Origin of the sequence: Oceaniferula marina (assembly GCF_013391475.1) — a bacterium.
GTDB lineage: Bacteria > Verrucomicrobiota > Verrucomicrobiia > Verrucomicrobiales > Akkermansiaceae > Oceaniferula > Oceaniferula marina.
Genome location: NZ_JACBAZ010000004.1, coordinates 156,085 through 174,379 on the forward strand (window position 1 = coordinate 156,085; position 18,295 = coordinate 174,379).

Consider the following 18,295-nt stretch of genomic DNA (forward strand, 5'->3'; position numbering starts at 1 on the left):
GGATGAAAGGTTGAGTGTTTCAGTCTCTTGAATAAGGCTGGTCGATTACCAGCGGAAGTGAGCAAAGGCACGGTTGGCTTGAGCCATCTTGTGCATGTCGTCGCGCTTACGAACGGCGTTACCTTGATTATTGGCAGCGTCCTTGATTTCGTTAGCGAGAGCTACAAACATGGGAGTTCCCTTTTTATTACGGGCAAAGGTGACGAGCCAGCGCATTGCGAGAGACTCGGAACGCTTGGGGTCCACCTCGAGAGGCACCTGGTAAGTAGCACCACCGACACGGCGGCTTTTCACCTCTACGCGAGGCTTGGCATTTTCAAGCGCACGGGTAACGACCTCGAGCGGGTCGATGGTATCAGTGCCTTCATTCGCTTTGTCGATTGCGGCGTAAACGATGCGCTCGGAAAGCGAACGCTTACCGTCACGCATCACCTTGCTGATCAGTTTCCCGACGACAGGGCTATCATAGCGGGGATCCCGGGTTTCGGGCCTGTTGTAAACTCTTTTGCGGCGAGCCATGGTATTATATTAATTAAAGGTTGGTAGAATTACTTCTTCGGACGCTTGGTTCCGTACTTGGAGCGGGATTGACGACGCTTATCAACACCGAGGGTATCGAGGGCACCGCGAACGATGTGATAACGCACACCCGGCAAATCCTTTACTCGACCACCGCGAACAAGCACGATGGAGTGCTCCTGAAGGTTGTGACCTTCACCGCCGATGTAGGCGATCACTTCCTGTCCATTGGTCAAACGCACCTTGGCCACTTTCCGCAGAGCGGAGTTAGGCTTCTTAGGGGTGCGGGTCATCACTTGGAGACAGACGCCACGGCGTTGCGGGCAGTTATTGAGGGCGCGGGACTTGGAGACAGTCACGGGCGATTTACGTCCTTTGCGGACGAGCTGGTTAATGGTCGGCATATTCCTGCGTGGTTTTGGTTAAATAAGTTCTGTATAGCGTGTTTGGCTACGGTTGTCGTTTGGCTTGAAATTCTTTGTGTCGCTCATGGCAAGAATCAAACATATCGTCGCCCGAAAAAACGGCGTGCCCAAATGGCCAAAGGTCGGTAAACCTTCTTAAAAACCGCTTCTTATCCGGAGCTACCCGATAGGTCTCACTGCTTGCCAGCAGCTGATTTTGCTTGTCAGGCGACCCACTTTCACCCCTGAAGGTCACCTCGGGGGGCGGCGAATATACAAATGAAACCCCATCTGGCAAGCCGTATTTCGCTTTTTTTCCAAAAATCGCCCAACATCCGCTCGAATCCCTTCATTTTGAGCACTTTGAGCGCGCCACAGCCAATATCCACCACATTGGGTTCGGCACCGCGCAAATCCCCGGCTACCCGATTCCCCATCTTTTACTCAGACGAATCAAGCTCACACACGTCGATTCAGCCGCATCGACCGCTATTTCTTGATTTCCCGAATTTTCAGATTTCGGAAGTTCACCACATCTCCATGGTCCTGGAGCCCAATATGACCTTTCAAGCTCGAGGCAAATTCTGGCCATTTTTTGAACTTACTCTTTTTGACCAAGGTTTTGAAAGCCTCGCTCTCGGTCTTAAAATCCGCGGTTTTAACACCGTTGAGAAAAAACTGGTAGTGATCCCCCTGCTTGAGAACCCGAACCTTGTTCCAAGAACCCACAGCAGCCACAGCTCCTGCGGGAGGCTGATAAAGCCCATAGCACCCACCCGAACGATGTTTGACAAATTTACCGTCAGGATGACTCTCATCATCGAGTATTTGCATCTCAATCCCCGAAAAATAGATCTTCGCAGGCTCTTCAATCACGGACAGAAAAATGCCGCTGTTCCCACGCTCTGAAATTTTCCATTCAAGTTTCAGTTCAAAGTCCTGATATTTCTTATTGGTGATCAGATCCCCTCCCTTTTTGGTGTGCTGCATGGTTCCATCAACCACCTGCCACCCTTCACGCACGCCCTCCCCCTTGTAATTCCTCCAGCCCTCAAGCGTCTTACCATCAAACAAAGACACCCAGCCCTCGGCCTTTTCCTTATCGGTTAATTCGTTGGCACAGGCCGCGCTAGCGAATCCCAGCACACCACAGACTACACATGCAAGGTGGAGCTGCTTTTTCATCAATGGTTTAAACATAAATCCCAATACGCAAAATTCAGCCCGGACTTGCAAGGCAAATTCCAAATCCCAGCCTATTCCTTGCGCTCCAGCAGCATGATGATCAGAATCAGACTTGCCCGGATCGAGTTCACCATCTACCTCTCGCTTCTCATGAAACAGATCAGCATCTATACGGACGGATCCTCACGGGGGAACCCGGGGCCGGGAGGCTTCGGCACCTTGCTGGTGTACAACGGTCACTGCAAGGAGCTCAGTGGAGGTTTCGCCAAAACCACGAACAACCGAATGGAAATCCTCGCGGCACTCAAAGGGATCGAAGCGCTGAGTGAGCCTTGTAAAATCACTCTTTACTCAGACTCCAAGTATCTGATTGACGCCATGGATAAAGGCTGGATTCACGGATGGAGAAAAAAGGGCTGGTCCCGCGGACCAAATAAACCACTTAAAAACGCAGACCTCTGGCAACGCATGTCCAAAGCCGTTCAAAAACATCAAATCTCATGGCAATGGGTCAAGGGCCATGCCGGTCACCGTGAAAACGAACGGTGCGATGCGCTGGCAACCGCAGCCGCTGACCGAAAGGGCAACCCACCGGACCCTGGTTTCGAAGCCTAGCCTAGAGCCGTTGCAACCATGAATGATGGGTCCTTCTGCCCCAGCCGAAATTCCGATGGCGTCAGGCCGGACATGTTTTTGAACGCTCTGACAAAGCTATTCAACCGCGGATAACCCAACAGATGCGCAATCGTGCGAACCTTCATATCAGGCTCCCGAATCAACAGCTCGCGTGCTTTGTCAAAGCGTATGTAATTCACCAACTCCCGGTAATTCACACCTCCTTGCGCCAGACGGCGGTGTAAGGTGCGCTCACTGACACCACAAATATCGGCAGCTTGCCGGAAACCTAAAAGCTTCCCCCCCAACAAGTGGCACTCAATTAATCCACGCAGGGAGCTCGTAAAGTCATACGCCGTCCACTCATAAGACAATGCAGATTGAGCCATCCCCTTAAGATCGGGTTTCCTGATTGGCAGACTCAAAAACTCAACCGGGAACTTCACCCCCATCCACCCGAAATGGTAATGGATTTTTTGAAGTCCGTCATACCCGGGGATTTCCTGCACCCCACCAATACTCTCCGGCCCGTCAATCACCGCAATTTCGGTAGGTTGCCACTCTTCTCCCGCGACCAAACGCAGCGTCTTAACCAAGACATTGATCGTCATTTGATTCACAACCCAGCGATCAATCTTCAACTGGTCAGCCACAGATGAGTAAACCAACCACAAGCCGCCGTCGTTACTGACAATCCTCATATCCGCGCCATCCACCGTCATCCGGCAAAAACGGTCAAGGTTATGCACAGCACAAACCAAACTGGGCATCTGAAATACCCCAGCATTGAAGTAATGATCATCCCTTCCAAAATCACCACCGTAAAAACCGATTTCCGGACATGACTCATGAACGGCAACCATCTGAGACATCCGGTAAAACTGAATTTTACTCAATCTGGCACCCCTCGATGAAATAATGCGCCGAGAAACATGCACGCGGTCCAGATATTTTTCTACAGACACGTGATGATTTTCCAAAAAATCAACAAATGGCTGCACTAACCGGGTGTCTATGGTTGGCACTTGATTCATCACATTTTAAGGGATCTCGTTTCTTCAGTATCTGCAGCCCCCAGCGTTGCAATACCCACAAAAGAACGCCAGCAATCTAGCTGCAATCCCCCCTCCCGCAACCTCCGATAACCCACTGGCGAAAAATGATACCCGCCAACTCAACAAAAAAACGAACCAACCCCAGATCGAGGTCCGGGGGATTGTTACAAACAGTTTACAACTTTATAACACATTTTTGTTGAACATCTGATAGATTACGCTCAAGCACCAAGTAAACCGCTACGGGTGCCGTTCTGGCACTAAAAGCCCCCCCAAAAAACACACAAGCAAATCGTTCACAATGACAACAGCCATTCCGGATACCGACTTTACTCCTCCATCCATCGAAGAGATTGCAGCTTTGCTTCCCGCGTATGAGATTCTCAGCTTCATTGCCAAAGGCGGCATGGGAGCTGTCTATATGGCGAATCACATTTCGCTCGACCGCAAAGTTGCGATCAAAGTTCTTCCCCGCCACTTTGGAGAAGATGAGGAATTCAGAACCTCTTTTGAATCTGAGGCCAAAAGCATGGCCCGTTTAAACCATCCCAACCTCGTGGGCATCTACGATTTTGGACAAGTCGACGGACTCCTCTACATCATCATGGAAATGGTCGAGGGGCCGTCGCTCTTCGATGCCACTCACGGAAACGTGCTGGCACCGGAAGAAGCCGCGGAACTTACCTTGAAAATTTGTCAGGGTCTGGCCAATGCGCATGAGCAAGGCCTGCTCCACAGAGATGTCAAACCGGCAAACATTCTGATCGATCAATACGCCGAACCCAAAATCGGCGACTTCGGACTGGCCCGACCTGTGACCGATCACGACAAAGACAGCGCTTTTGGAACTCCCGGCTACACCGCTCCAGAGGTTGTCCAAAATCCTTACGCCGTTGATCAAAGCACCGATCTCTATGCCGTTGGCGTCATCTTATACGAACTCATCACCTCCGAGCTCCCAAGCATTCCCTACCAGCCCGTTACCCACACCGTCCCCTGCTCACCGGAATTTGACCGCATTATCAGCAAAGCCATGCACCCGATCCCGGGTAAACGCTATCGCAGTGCGGAAGAGATGATTGACGATCTCAAACCTCTCCTTAACGCGACACCCGCCCCCACCCAAACAACGGCTCTGATTACGCCAAGCCCCGCCCCAACCGGCCCCCGCCCGGCTAGCCAGCCAACCTACACCACGCGTCCACAGAGTGAAGCTGGCCATTTAGTCCGCAACATTGCGGTGATCGCCATACTTCTGGTCGCCATTGTCGCCTCATGGAAAGGCTACCAGGCGGTCAAAGAAAACAGACGAATCGAACAAGCACGAATCGATGAAAAAAAGGCGGAAGATGAACGACTACGCAAACTTGAGATAGAAAAAAAACGCAAGGCTAAAGCACTGGCTGAGCTGAACAAAGCACCTCAAGAGGTGGAAATCGTCGAAACCCCGGAAGAAAGCCTGCAACGCCTGAAGCCATTCCTCGTCAATGGTCAACGAGCAGAAATGCCAAAAGGATCCGTCACCAGAATGGGAAAAACCAGATTGTTCATCGATGAAAAAATGACCTGGCATGAAGCCCAACAATTCTGCGCAGAATACGGCGGACATTTGGCCGTTACGGCAGACGATCAGGACCTGAGCTTGCTGAGCAACAAAATCCCGTCCAACACCAGCGTTTGGCTTGGCGCCGGAACGGCAGGAAAAAACAACTGGAGCTGGATCGATGGCAGCCCGTGGAACTTGAACATCCGTTCCACTTCGAAATCCTACTACGTCAGTGTCGACGACATCGGCTCACTCACCCCCAAACCTGCAAGTGCCAAAAACAGCTTCTTTATCGAATGGAAAACCAACGGTGAACAACAAGCCAGCTTTGAACAACAACTGAAACGCTGCGCCGAACAAATCCGTTCCGGAAACGCATACTATCCTCCCGGAACCATCTCATACAGTAACCAACACTATCTGCTGGTTAAACTGGATGCCGACTGGAACCAAGCCCAGGCCATGGCTGAACTGGCCGGAGCCAGCCTCGTCGTTCCGTCCGACCCGGACGAGAATGAATGGTTGATCTCTTCGATCAACGCCCAACTCCCCAATGGGAGCGCTTGCTGGATAGGGGGCATGAGAAAGGAAAATGCAGCATGGCACTGGGCCTCCGGAGAAACTTGGAGCTTCGCAAAATGGGCCCCGTCCTCCCCCGCCGTTCACAAAGACACCAAAGCAGCATGCTGTATCAACGGAAACGAAGGATGGTCCGATCTCCCGAATGATAATGAATGTTCCTATTTTATGATCGAATGGAATCCGGCCACACGAGCGGCCCCTGAACAAAGCAAAACGACTATCGTCAGCAATGATGTGGAAGCCCTGCAGAACATATGCAAAAAATCCATCCGTAAGATTTTCACCACCCATGATAAAAAGTTTGAGGACAATATCGCGGCCTACAAACGGGAGCTCGGTCTCGAACTTCGCAGACTTCCCAATAACCAGCGTCTGGCACTCACCCCCACCTACACCTTGCTGGTTGATCACTGTAGCGCCAATCGCATTCCATACTACACCGACCTCTACACTCTAAACAAAAACCTGGCGAAAACCGTCACCTACCGTGCGGATAAACAAAAATCCTACGAGACGTCGATGATCCTCGAGGTGGAACAGTTAAGAAACCGCTACCACCAGGAACTCAAAAAACTCATCACATCCTACAATGAAAAAGGTCTCAAATCCAAAGCGGTTGATGTCAGCGAGGAAATAACATCAACCAAGACCTATTCGGTCTTCGTGACCCACATTTCCGACGGCGACCTCGCTATCGTCCAAGGTAAAAAGACCACAGTCATCCCAGAAGAGGAGGATGAAGATGGGGACGAGGATGATGAGGAAAAAGAAGAGGTTGAAGAACCTAGCCCTCGGAAGAGAGGAACAGAAACATACTAAAAAAAACAATACCCAAAATCAATAGCCCATGAAAAACACACTGCTCACCCTAATCGCCGGAATCTTTCTGACCCAACTCGGATTCGCTGAAATCCTAACCATCAGTGATAAAAAAGGCCGAACCATGATTGTCGAACTTGTCAGTAGACAGGGAGAAAAAGTCGTAATCAAAAGACTCAAGGACAACAAAACCTTCACCATCGACCCCTCGACCTTGAGCGAAGAGTCGCAGCAAGAAATCAAAGAAAAATTGCAGGAAGTCAAAGAGGCTTACCCTCCGATTGATGCGACCGTTGTCGTAAGCAAACGCCGCAAGTCGGAAAACAGCAGTTACTACATGAAGGAGATGACGATCTCGAGCAAGGTCACCTTGACCAACGAAGACAGCAACGTTCTCAGCCCAACTTGCCAATGCAATATTCTCTTCATTGGTCAAAACCAGAGGTACAGTGATCGCTTTGTGGTTCTGGCCAATGAGTCTTTCAAACTCACCCCCGCTCACCAAGGCTCCGATTTTAATTCTCCGCCGACGGTCACATCTTACGATAGTGATAACAAAGGGTCCGGCAATATTGGAGGCTACAAGTATGTCGGCTACCTACTGGTGGTTTCAGATCAGGAACGAAAATCGATCATCCTAACGAAAACGGTTTACTCTGCCATCAAAAAAGCCATGGCCGCCAATACACGCTTGGCCGGCACCATGAGAGACTACAAGGTGGGCACGTATCTCAACAAAGCGATGGTCGAGGCTTCTGCGAGCAAGACCCGGACCCGCTACTAATACCATTTGATCAGTTAAATTGGCTGAATGGCACTGAAGGTTTTCGATTTTAACTAGGCGCAAGGAAGGCGCATAGCGGGCTATGCAACCGACGCGCAACAACGGTAAAATCTAAAAGATTCAGTGCCCCCTTGCCATTCAGCTTGCTGACTGACTCATCATCTTAAACTCAAACCATTCTGCCAATTTAACTGGGAGAATGGTATAATACCAACTCAACATTGGTATAAGGCGGAAACGTCCAGCAGCACCGAGTGCTCCTCCTGCAGGCCGGGAGCACACCTCTTGGCTTTTTCCTTCCAGAGCCCCACGCAGATACTGCCTAACCAAAAGCAGTCAAAAAAGCGACTTCAAGCGCCAACTGTTCTTGAACATTGGTTTCCATATTGGCTCTCAAATCCTCCAGGGCATCCATCCTCAGCAACAAGTCCCCGAGTTCATGAGCTCCAGCAACCTTGGAAGTGATGGCCTTTTCTGATGGGTAATCTAAACGCTCAACTGCGCACTTGCATCGAACGACATCACCCATCCAGGAAATCAAGCACTCCAGCAACTTCTCACGTTCACTGAGGTATTCGGATTCAGTGTGTGCCAGGTAAAATTTCTCCCTGTCCTTTAACCACTGGTCGCTATCGGTGGTATTTTTATAGCGTAAGGCTTCTTCCTTCAGTGCCTGGTCATTAAGCTTCGATATCTCGGCCCGGCGTTTGGCTAAAATATCGCTGAATGTCGCCCGTAAGGACAGGGCTGCCCCGATATGACCAAGCCCCTGCCTAGCCAAGCCGGCCAAGGAGGTTAAAAGTTCCGACTGACCATCGTTGGTCACGCGCCCACCGGAACTGGGCATCAAAGGCAAACGCACGCAGCGTGACAAAATCGTCGGCAATAACAACTCCGGAGCGTCACTCAGCAAGAGCAACAAACAATCCGATGGAGGTTCCTCCAGCGTCTTTAAAAAAGCATTTTCAGCCCCTTCCCCCATCCGGTCGGCATGAAGAATCACCCCAACCTTCCATTTGCCTGGGGCTGAGGCCACATAAAAAGATTTTTCAAGACCACGCATGTCATCCACCAGAATCCGGCGGGACTTGGATCTCGGACGTACGACCCGAACCAACTCACCTTCCAGCTCATCCAAGGACTTCGTCTCCACCACCTCAGGTTCACCGAACAAATTCATGCCATCGCTTGCATCCTCTTCTGGATTGATCAATGAAATCACACGTGCGGCCAGATCTTCCTTCCCGCTGCCGGCTTCCCCCGTAATCAAAAACGCATGCGCCAGACGCCCGCGCCCATGCGCGGATTCAATCAGTTGATATGCTTTTTCAGCCGTATATGCCATGGCGGAGACATCCTGAACACCCTACGGCCCCAAGGGCAACCTGAAAAGTAGACATCCCCTGCAATTAATCAAACAATTCACCGCATCACCGCCGTTCCTTATGGACAAATCATCAGCGCGGGCACAGGGTGCCTTCCCGCCCGAGCGCGACCAACCTGAACAACAATCGATCATTATGAGAAAAACCACACGACTTGCCAGTTTTGTGCTGGCACTGACAGCATCTTTCGCTTTCGCCGGAGGCGAAGGCTGGGTAACCGACTTCGAAGCAGCCAAAAAGAAAGCCGCGGAGGAGAAAAAAGACCTACTCGTCGACTTCACCGGCTCCGACTGGTGTGGATGGTGCATCAAGCTCAACGACGAAGTCTTTAAACACGACGCCTTCAAAAAAGGAGTCGCCGAAAAGTTCGTGCTCGTCGAACTCGATTACCCAAGGGACAAATCTAAACTCAGTGAAGAAACACAAAAGCAAAATGCAAAGCTCAAGGAGACTTACACCATCAAAGGTTACCCAACCATCCTCCTGATGGACGCCAAAGGCCGCCCTTACGCTCAGACCGGCTATCAGGCAGGAGGCCCCGAGGCCTATGTCACCCACCTCGATGAACTCCAGGCCGAGCGTGTCAAGCGAGACGAAAACCTGGCCAAAGCCGCTAAACTCGAAGGCGTTGAAAAAGCCAAGGCTCTGGTCGCCGTGCTCAAGGAATTACCCGAAGACCACCTCAGCCACTACAGTGAACTGACCGGTGAAATCTCCAAACTCGACCCCGAAGATCAGTCCGGATTTGTCAAAGCTCAACAACTCAAAGAAGCGAAGCAAAAACTTGAGGCTTCCATCTCGGAAGCAATGCGTGGAAATAAAGCCGACACCGTGCCTCCCATGATCGACGCCTTCATCGCTGAACACAAACTGGAAGGTGAGGAAAAACAAGAACTCGAATTCACCAAACTGCAGATCCTTGTTTCCTCGGCGGCGCGCAGCGGAGAGATGGATAAAGCCCTCAAAACCGTGGACAGCTACATCACCCAAAACAAACTTGAAGGTGAAATGAAGCAAAACGTCCTCGGCGTCAAAATGGGGCCATTGCTCCAGGCCAAGAAATTCGATGAAGCCGCTAAGGTCATCGATGCCATCATCGCGGTCGATCCCAACACAAGGGCTGGCAAATTTGCCGAACAGTTCAAACCGCGCTTGGAGAAAATGAAAGCCCAGGCTGGGGGAAACAAGTCAGACAATCCTCCCCACGGAGAGCCTGGTCACGTTCACGAGGAAGGCGAATAACCAGCGCCAACACCACCCTTTACTCTTCTTTTCAAAGCGTGCCAGTCATCTGGCGCGCTTTTTTTATGACCCGGAGCCTCACCCCATCTCCACGGATGCACAAATCCGGCGTTGATCTGTCGGCCATAATCCGCTTAATTCCTCCCGCAACCCAAGGGCCTTGCCCTATTTCACGCTCATACCATGCCCGTATCAGATTACATCGTCACCATCGGCCTCGAAGTCCACTGCCAGATTAAGTCTAAGAGCAAAATGTTCTGCGGCTGTGCCACCAGCTTTGGCGAAGAGCCCAACAGCAACGTATGCCCGGTGTGCCTCGGGCTTCCCGGAGCGCTGCCCGTACTCAACCAGCACGCCATCGAGCAAACGATTCTCGCAGGTATGATGATCAACTGCAAAACCCCGGAAGTCTCGAAGTGGGATCGTAAGAACTACTTCTACCCGGACATGCCAAAGAATTACCAGCTCACCCAGTTTGACCTGCCGCTCTGCATCGGGGGAGGAGTCCCGCTCTACGACCTCGCCTACCCGAAAGAAACCCAGAAAAACATCCCGAATCCAGGAAAAGTCGTCAAACTCACCCGGATCCACCTGGAAGAGGATGTCGCCAAATCCACCCACCACAGCAACAACTCAACCATCGACTTCAACCGCGCCGGAACCCCCTTGATGGAAATCGTCTCGGACCCCGACATCGAAACCCCTGAAGAAGCCTACGCCTACCTCAAATCGCTGCAACAAATCCTCATTTACGGAGGGATTTCCGATGCAGATATGGAAAAAGGCCAAATGCGCTGTGACGTCAACGTTTCACTCCGTCCGCACGGACAAGAGGAACTCGGAGAAAAAGTGGAACTCAAAAATCTCAACTCCATTTCCGCAGTGCGCAACTCACTGCATTACGAAATCCTGCGCCAGGCTGAGGAACTGGATGCCGGTATCGCCCAAATCCAATCAACCCGCCGCTGGGACGCCGACCTCGGGGAAAGCCAGATGATGCGCACCAAGGAAGATGCACACGATTACCGGTATTTCCCGGAACCCGACTTACTCCCGATCCGCACCGCCGAGCTCGTCGAAAAAATGCGTAGCCACGTTCCCGAACTCCCACATGATAAACGGGCACGCTTTGAGGCCGATTTCGGTATCAGCCCCTACGACGCAGGGGTGATCACCAGCGACCAAAACCTCGCCGATTATTTCGAAACCGCAGTCAGCAAACCGAATCTCGGAAAAAAAATTGCCAACTGGATCACCAACTCCTTGCTCGCAAAACTGAACGAAGAAGGAATCGACATCCTCGACTGTCCACTTCCCGCCGAACGTATTCTGGAACTCGTCGAATTGGTCGAAGCCGGAACCATCTCCAACAATCAGGCCCGCGAGGTCTTCGCCACGCTCTGGAACAAGCCGGAAGACAAGGCCGCGGATACAGCCAAAGCCATGGGCTTTGAGCCCGCTGACACCGGAGCCATTGAAACCATGATTGAAGAAGTGATTGCCGCGAACCCAGACAAAGTAGCTGAGATTCAAGCCGGCAACGAAAAATTGCTGAACTTCCTCACCGGACAGGTGATGAAAGCTTCCAAGGGTAAGGCCAACCCGAAAATGGTAACCGACGGCTTACGGGCGAAAATCCTCTAAATTCACCTAAGAAAAAGCACCTGCGCTCAGTTTGCTCCTGAGCAACACCACAATCCGCCAATGAAATCTCTGATATTCACACTTCTGATACTTACCATGGCTCCCTGCATGGCTGGAGTTTACGGTGACCTTGAATTCGGCGACGACCGCAACACCGTCACTAAAAAGCTACAGCAAAGCAAACTGGTTGAACAAACGATCAACACCAGCCTGATCTCCCGAACCGGTCTCAACGGCATCTTCAAGTGCAAAACTCCGCTGGCCGGCCTCAGCTACCACCTTTTTTTCGATTGGAATGAAAATGGCGGCCTACGTGAAATCACTTTGCGCTCCGAGGACATCAATAAATCGACCTATAGCTCCACTCTCTACAAAGCCTGGAACGAGGCGGGTCAGTTATTTTCCCGTGTTTATGGTGCCCCCGCTCAGAACGCCGGCTTCCCCGACCGCCACGATGTCAGCCAACATGGTATGATGATGTCTCACATCTGGCACCGCGATGACGACCAATCGGTTCTTCTCGGAGCAGGCATCGAGAAAGACCAATGCTTCCTGGCCATCCGCTTTATCAACCAGCGTATCGAACCAGTGCGCATCCCCGCCAAGTAAGGGCTTCCGACAATGATCCGCCATCCGCACAACCCCATCCTCAGCCGTGCGGACATCCAGTCTGAGCATCCCTTATTGCGCGACCCAAGCTCCGTATTCAACCCGGGGGCTGTCTTTTTCAATGGGCGCTACCGCTTGATGCTGCGCACCCAAAGCCGCTCGCGGGAAACCTTCTTTGTCCCTGCGACCAGCAGTGACGGGATTCGCTTTGATGTCCAAACAGAGCCCCTTCAAATCGGAAACCTTCCTGCCATCCCCAAGGTTCATCATGCCTACGATGCGCGACTAAGCGTCATCGACGGACGCTGCTACATGATGTATGCCGTGGATCTCGACGATCGTTGCACCCTGGCACTGGCCGTCAGCGACGACTTCCAAACCTTCGAATTTCTTGGCTACACATCCGGCACCTATGCCGATACGCGTAACGGCGTGATTTTCCCTGAAAAAATCAACGGCAAGTACCTCAGACTCGAACGCCCCAACCTCCCGCAGGAACCAGGCAACCCAACATCCGGCGATATGATCACCATTTCGGAGTCGGACAACCTCCTGCGTTGGAACCACCGGGGTGATGTTATGGCCGGACGCTGGAGGTTCTGGGACGAACGCATTGGAGCTGGCCCGCCTCCCCTGAAAACCAAACACGGCTGGTTGCTCATCTACCACGGAGTTGCCACCCATTTTGCATCGAGCCAAATCTATCAGGCCGGAGCCGCCCTCCTCGACCTCCACGACCCCAAACATGTTCTGGCACGCACACGCCTGAATATCTTGGAGCCACGGGAAAACTACGAACTTACGGGGCAGGTCCCCAACGTCGTCTTCCCATCCGGCTGCATCCCCGAGTCCACCGAGCCCGATGGCAGTATCGCCGACGACACCCAGCTTAACATCTACTACGGAGCTGCGGACACCAGCATCGGACTTGCCACCACAACCGTGCAAGAGCTCATCCATGCCTGCTATTTCCCCGATGGCGAGCCTGGGGCATAAAGCTTAGCTTGTTCCCCCAGCCTTTAACCGCAACTGCGGCCCGGACAGTCTCCTCACTGAGACACGGAATAATCCGGGAGCCCCGTCCTGCTGGGAGCTTCGAGCCCGATCATAAAGGATCAGGACCGTCAACCGGTCCCGATGCGGGCGTAAAACCGAGCGAACGTAAACCTTGTCGGAAACTGCGTCAGCGAAAACAAACGGGTGGTAGGCATCGAAATCAAACATTTCAAAACTCCTCCTCGACCCAGCCTTGAGTATTTCGGATTCCGCGTCACCCAGTCGATAAGCAATTGGGCGACTGGCAAAATTACGAATAAGCAGAGATTTTATCATCATCCTTGGGTGATTCAATTTTTGCATCCTCAGCTGAGGCGTCCGTAGCCATGAGCCCCCCTCTTTTTCACGTATCTGAGGATCACAGAGAAGAAAACACAAATACTGGCAGCCGGGGTCGAGCCGCGGCAGCTGGAGGTAAGCACGCTTTGTTGATATTTGCTCGGGAACGTTTCGCCAAAGAGGGATCGTCACCTGTGAAGGAACAGCCATGGGGGCGGCAGCCACTCCAAGTCCGACAGGCAAGCGCCGCCAGCCAAAATCACCAGATTGGTCTTCGACACCCTGCGGAGAACGGAAATACAAATGAGAGGGCGGAAGTGAACCCTGATCAGGAGCCACAGGCAATGGAAGCCCCGCCATGTCCGCATGCTTGCTTTCCGATTTGTCCATCCTCCGATTCTCCCTGATCATCTTAAACTTTTGCTGGGGACGATCCCCCACCGCAATCACCGTCACCCACGCAGGGGCTGGTTCCATGGACGGTTCTGCATCCAGGGACACCCACAAAAGCATCCATAGGAAACCTAAGCCAGCTCCCGGCACCCTCCGCTTTCCCTTGTTCAGTACAGCCGCCATCATCATATCTCACAATCAGAGAGCCAGCGCATCGATGTGACCTCAAACCTTCGTCCAAATTTTCGGTTCACCTCATGCAGGCCGCCATCAACCAATGCCGCCGTCACCCGGTTCTGTTTCAATGCGCCACGAATCGCAGGATCCCCCCTACCAGATGAGGGATCGAGTATTGGGTCGGGCATTAGATAATCAGGCCCTCTCACAACTTCTGCCTGCAAACAGGCCCTTGCCATAACCTTGCCATCACGATCATGAGACTCACCGTAACAACGTACGGTAAAACAATCACCGCGCACTGTCATCACCGGAGCCAAGGACGCAAAAAAGTCCCCCTGAGTTAAATATGCCGGGATCCCCCAGGCTTTGGATTGGACTTGTTTTTGCAGACTCGGTTTCCACGAGGGATGATTGTTATCATAGGCCGCCATGAACGAGGTTTGATAGACCGATTCATGAAAGGCCTGATTAATGCCAGACCGCATGATCGCCTCGTCAAGCACACCACATTGGCTCGATGGGTCAGCAGCCCCGGCCAAACGCCGATTAACAAAATCAGCCATCGATAGAAAGGGGCCTCGTTGTTTCACTAGCTCAACCAGGCACTTCGCCAATGTCTCAATTTCATCGTGACTCAGGCTTCTGGAGCCTCCCCAACACTCAGGCTGCTCGACTCCCTCTGGCTGACCATCAACCCGTGTCATGGGGCGAGCCACTCGAGAAAACTCTCTACCGGTCCCATCCTCCATCTTACTCAAAGCTCCAGACAACACACTCATCCAAGCATCCACTGAAGTGGAATTCACATTAAAGGCTCCGGCACATTTGATCCCGTAAGCATTGTTCCAGAACGCAAAGTCAAATCCTTCGGGGCCGGCAAGGCGTCTCGACCAGGCCTCCGACGCAGACTCGCCCCCCCGTCCTTTTCGGTAACGGGCATGATGAGAAAACGTTTCAGCCTCCTCCCTTGTTTCAGCCCCATCCCCTAACAACCATCGGGAACCATCTTCACTCATCGGCATACCGGAAATAAAATAGGCATCCCAAAGATTCTGATTCACTTCAAAGGCAATATCATAGGCTAAACATTCATCACGTGACGTTACTTTTTCTCCACCCAATCGTTTTTCAACCGCATGCTTACCCAACTGCAAGAGCCCCGATGAGTTCGCCAATCGAGGGTCACTCGCATAAGAAAGCCTCGGACCAAATTTATCTTCTCCATATGGCATGATGTATCCAGCAATCGCCGCATCCCAAGTAGAACATGCATCGCCACTCTTCAACATCGGATCCGCGACATGTGCACTCCTATCAGAGGGAGCATGGAGGTCGGCTCTCGAATGCCCGACAATATAACTAGGGTGCCAAGAATACGGGCTCAGACAAGCATGACGTAAATCCCCCAGGGACGGCATACCGGAATCCGCAAGGGGCAAGGAAAAGAGCACAGTGCTTGTTTCGGGCATCCTCCCGGGAGGTAACAATGCAGGCTGGGTAAACTGCCCATCCCGGTTCGGTAGTGGAGCGTGCGCAACATCTCCGAGGGAAAAGGGGTGAACTTGCAGCATCCACGCTCCCGAGCTCTGATGCCCCCAAGACGCGGTACAGGGGGAAGCTGGAGAACGCGTTACCAAGCCAGGGCGCACATTCCAGTGCGCGATGGGTGCCTGATGATAGGCCCAGTGCCGCGAGTCCCACAAGCCACTGCGAATCGGAACCAAGCCGCCTTCGTTCGAAGACTCATCCAAGGTCAACAACTTTGCCCCCCACTGGTGCACCCGAGAACCTTGACGGTGCGGGAACTCTTCATACCGGCTGAGATAACGACCAAAGGGAGATGCAAACGACTGGCTGTCACCAAAAAATTGCGACCAATAGTCATACGTCCACACACCTCCATTTCCATGGTTCATCAACTGCAGGGTGGGAAACGATTGGCATGTCTTGGCAGCGACATCCTCGACCGAGCACTGCCCCCCTCGATCAACGGCCTTAAGAATAAAAGGAAAATTATCTCTAACCACAGCCCATGGTTGATAGGAAACAATACGGGAAAGATCGAGGGCATCGAAAAATTCATCATGAGGCATCCGCCAGAATCGCATCACCCTCTCCGAGCCAGAGTCACGTTTACCCGTCCGCAATCGCACCCCACCATGGTAATCGATGAAATAATGATCCATGCCTTCAGCAGCCCGCGCACTCAATCGCTGGTCAGCGATGCAATCAGGATTGTATTTTTTCAAGCTCACCCCTCCCGCTGAAAAATCGGCTTGAGAAACCAAAGGCGAAAACACCAGACACTGACCAGGGGGAAAATGAGTTGGCTCCAAGATAAAACCAAGATAGCGCTGACGAGGAAAGACCCCGGGTCCATCAGGAGCAATCACCGCACTTGATTCGGGAGCCGGCCATTGTTCATCCAGGTATCCCGGCAGCAATCCTTTCTCGAAAAAGTAGGTATTGAGTCGCTCAGACTCTTCAGCATCCACGGCAAAATGAAAGGCAGACTCATCACGGAAGGGATTCGGCATCAGCACCATTAACTCCCCAGTCTGCATACCCACATCGTAGGGATTCCATAAGCAAACTCTGGGCTGAATGTGCGTTCGCAATGAGTTCAGCGAACCTTCCGTGTGACTGAAATAATAATGCCATCGGACATCTGTCATCACAGGGTGAATCTTCGGCGCACGGGATGCCCAGTGAGCCCCATCCCATGTCAAACCATCGGCTATTCCTCCCGGCCAATCTTCAACCGGACGCGTGCGGGTTGATTCCGATGTCCGATGCTCAACCTGAGCTTGTATCTCGCCACGGTGCAAGCCTTCAAGATATTTCAACCGCCCCCATGACCGTAACGCGCCAAAACCAGGTCCTAACACTGCATGATTCCTCCCTGGAATAATCGGAGAGTCACTGGAAAAACTCTCACGCTCTGACAATGAAAAAACCATGACCTCCTTATCAGGATGGGCAAACAACAAAGGCGTAAGATCCTTTTTCAAACCACCCAGAACCACATCCGTCATCAACCCATCCGCCCTCGGTGTCAGGTCATGAAAATGATAACCAAGAGCTTCGGCCAAGGCGCTCCTTTTTTGTAAATCATCTTCCACCAAACAAACACTCGACCGGGTGATCAATTTACCACCGTGCCTCTTCAGGATCTTGTCCCAATCCCGATACACCAAGGTCCCTTTTGCATCCCTCACCTGACTGGGGTCGTCACCAGAGGCATCTTCAACAAGCGATAGTGACGCCTTCTGGCTATTGTCTGATACATACCAGGCATAAGCCCCCCCTCCCAAGGCATCGGAAATACTTACTTTTTCAACCAGCACTCTCTTTTTCAGGTAATCGGATTGTGAGCACGCCGCTCCAATCGTTCCCCGGCCTACCATCTCAACCCAATCCCTCGATCCTTCCCGATAAGCATTTTCAATCTCACTCCTATCCCCGGATCCGCTCACCAACCACCCGCAAAACAAGCGCTCCTTCCATCTCCCCCCTTTCAAAGACTGCTCATTTTCCCTGAGATCCGTGTATACTCCAGAATAGGGGTAAGGGCTAGCGCTTCCATCCTCCCCGCCTTTTCCAATCACTGGCCACTCCCCCCGAGGGTCATCCCAATAAGTCTGCCACACTCCATGCCAATTACGGTGAGACAATGGCTGACTCCCCTCCCCGGAACCAAGCACCTCAGCCCGTGCCGTCACCCGCCGGTCACCCCCTGCCATTTTTTGCAATTGCCCCACAGCTTGCATCAGCGCCAAGCGAGCATTCTCCCTGGCTACCCTCTGATGCCGCTGACTCCCATCCGACCTGACCACTTGTGAACTTAAGCTCAATAACGACAGGCTAAACAATGACAGCAAAACAAGAAACATCACCACGGAAACCACGGCAAAACCGCCGTGATCCTTACCCACCCAGAAACCACCCCTTACGCACTGCATTCAATCTAACCAATACTCAATTTAGTTAGATCTAGC

Annotated in this window: 14 protein-coding genes; 7 read left to right on the forward strand and 7 right to left on the reverse strand. The window is 52.2% G+C overall.

The features are described 5' to 3' along the window. Positions 1-45 precede the first annotated feature (45 nt). The 3 genes from rpsG to HW115_RS10935 form a co-directional block, all read right to left on the reverse strand. Positions 46-519, reverse strand: coding sequence for a 30S ribosomal protein S7 (gene rpsG, locus HW115_RS10925; RefSeq protein ID WP_178932816.1), 474 nt, complete (start codon positions 517-519; stop codon positions 46-48). Positions 520-548: 29 nt separating this feature from the next. Continuing rightward, a complete protein-coding gene (gene rpsL, locus HW115_RS10930; RefSeq protein ID WP_178932818.1) occupies positions 549-923 on the reverse strand; it encodes a 30S ribosomal protein S12 in 375 nt (124 codons plus the stop codon). A gap of 489 nt (positions 924-1,412) precedes the next feature. Further along, complete coding sequence (locus tag HW115_RS10935; RefSeq protein ID WP_178932820.1) at positions 1,413-2,108, reverse strand: 3-keto-disaccharide hydrolase; 696 nt, start codon at positions 2,106-2,108, stop codon at positions 1,413-1,415. A gap of 96 nt (positions 2,109-2,204) precedes the next feature. On the opposite strand from HW115_RS10935, the gene rnhA reads away from it, so the two are divergent. Further along, positions 2,205-2,723, forward strand: coding sequence for a ribonuclease HI (gene rnhA, locus HW115_RS10940; RefSeq protein WP_343219701.1), 519 nt, complete (start codon positions 2,205-2,207; stop codon positions 2,721-2,723). On the opposite strand, the gene HW115_RS20075 is transcribed toward rnhA, so the two are convergent. Further along, positions 2,720-3,688, reverse strand: a complete 969-nt coding sequence (locus tag HW115_RS20075; protein WP_178932822.1) for an AraC family transcriptional regulator — start codon at positions 3,686-3,688, stop codon at positions 2,720-2,722. The two genes, rnhA and HW115_RS20075, sit on opposite strands and share 4 nt — an antisense overlap. A gap of 391 nt (positions 3,689-4,079) precedes the next feature. Between HW115_RS20075 and HW115_RS10950 the strand changes: the two genes are divergently transcribed. Next, positions 4,080-6,725 (forward strand): protein kinase domain-containing protein, encoded by a 2,646-nt coding sequence (locus HW115_RS10950; protein ID WP_178932824.1) that lies wholly within the window; start codon positions 4,080-4,082, stop codon positions 6,723-6,725. A gap of 28 nt (positions 6,726-6,753) precedes the next feature. Then, positions 6,754-7,509 (forward strand): hypothetical protein, encoded by a 756-nt coding sequence (locus HW115_RS10955; RefSeq protein WP_178932825.1) that lies wholly within the window; start codon positions 6,754-6,756, stop codon positions 7,507-7,509. Between the two features lie 322 nt (positions 7,510-7,831). Here the strand turns inward: HW115_RS10955 and HW115_RS10960 are convergent, their stop codons facing one another. Then, a complete protein-coding gene (locus HW115_RS10960) occupies positions 7,832-8,854 on the reverse strand; it encodes a DNA polymerase III delta subunit-related protein (protein ID WP_178932826.1) in 1,023 nt (340 codons plus the stop codon). 100 nt (positions 8,855-8,954) lie between these two features. On the opposite strand from HW115_RS10960, the gene HW115_RS10965 reads away from it, so the two are divergent. The 4 genes from HW115_RS10965 (at position 8,955) to HW115_RS10980 (ending at position 13,385) form a co-directional block, all read left to right on the forward strand. Further along, entirely contained in the window at positions 8,955-10,136 is a 1,182-nt protein-coding gene (locus HW115_RS10965; RefSeq protein ID WP_178932827.1) for a thioredoxin family protein, read from the forward strand. 183 nt (positions 10,137-10,319) lie between these two features. Then, positions 10,320-11,780, forward strand: coding sequence for an Asp-tRNA(Asn)/Glu-tRNA(Gln) amidotransferase subunit GatB (gene gatB / locus HW115_RS10970; protein WP_178932828.1), 1,461 nt, complete (start codon positions 10,320-10,322; stop codon positions 11,778-11,780). A 60-nt stretch (positions 11,781-11,840) separates the two neighbouring features. Then, positions 11,841-12,389, forward strand: coding sequence for a hypothetical protein (locus HW115_RS10975; RefSeq protein ID WP_178932829.1), 549 nt, complete (start codon positions 11,841-11,843; stop codon positions 12,387-12,389). Between the two features lie 12 nt (positions 12,390-12,401). Then, positions 12,402-13,385 carry a glycoside hydrolase family 130 protein gene (locus HW115_RS10980; protein WP_178932830.1) on the forward strand — a complete coding sequence of 328 codons (984 nt, stop codon included), beginning with the start codon at positions 12,402-12,404 and terminating at the stop codon, positions 13,383-13,385. A 3-nt stretch (positions 13,386-13,388) separates the two neighbouring features. Here the strand turns inward: HW115_RS10980 and HW115_RS10985 are convergent, their stop codons facing one another. Next, positions 13,389-14,201: a hypothetical protein gene (locus HW115_RS10985; RefSeq protein ID WP_178932831.1), complete on the reverse strand. Its 813-nt coding sequence runs from the start codon at positions 14,199-14,201 to the stop codon at positions 13,389-13,391. Positions 14,202-14,302: 101 nt separating this feature from the next. After that, positions 14,303-18,259 carry a hypothetical protein gene (locus HW115_RS10990; RefSeq protein ID WP_178932833.1) on the reverse strand — a complete coding sequence of 1,319 codons (3,957 nt, stop codon included), beginning with the start codon at positions 18,257-18,259 and terminating at the stop codon, positions 14,303-14,305. Between the last annotated feature and the right edge of the window lie 36 nt (positions 18,260-18,295).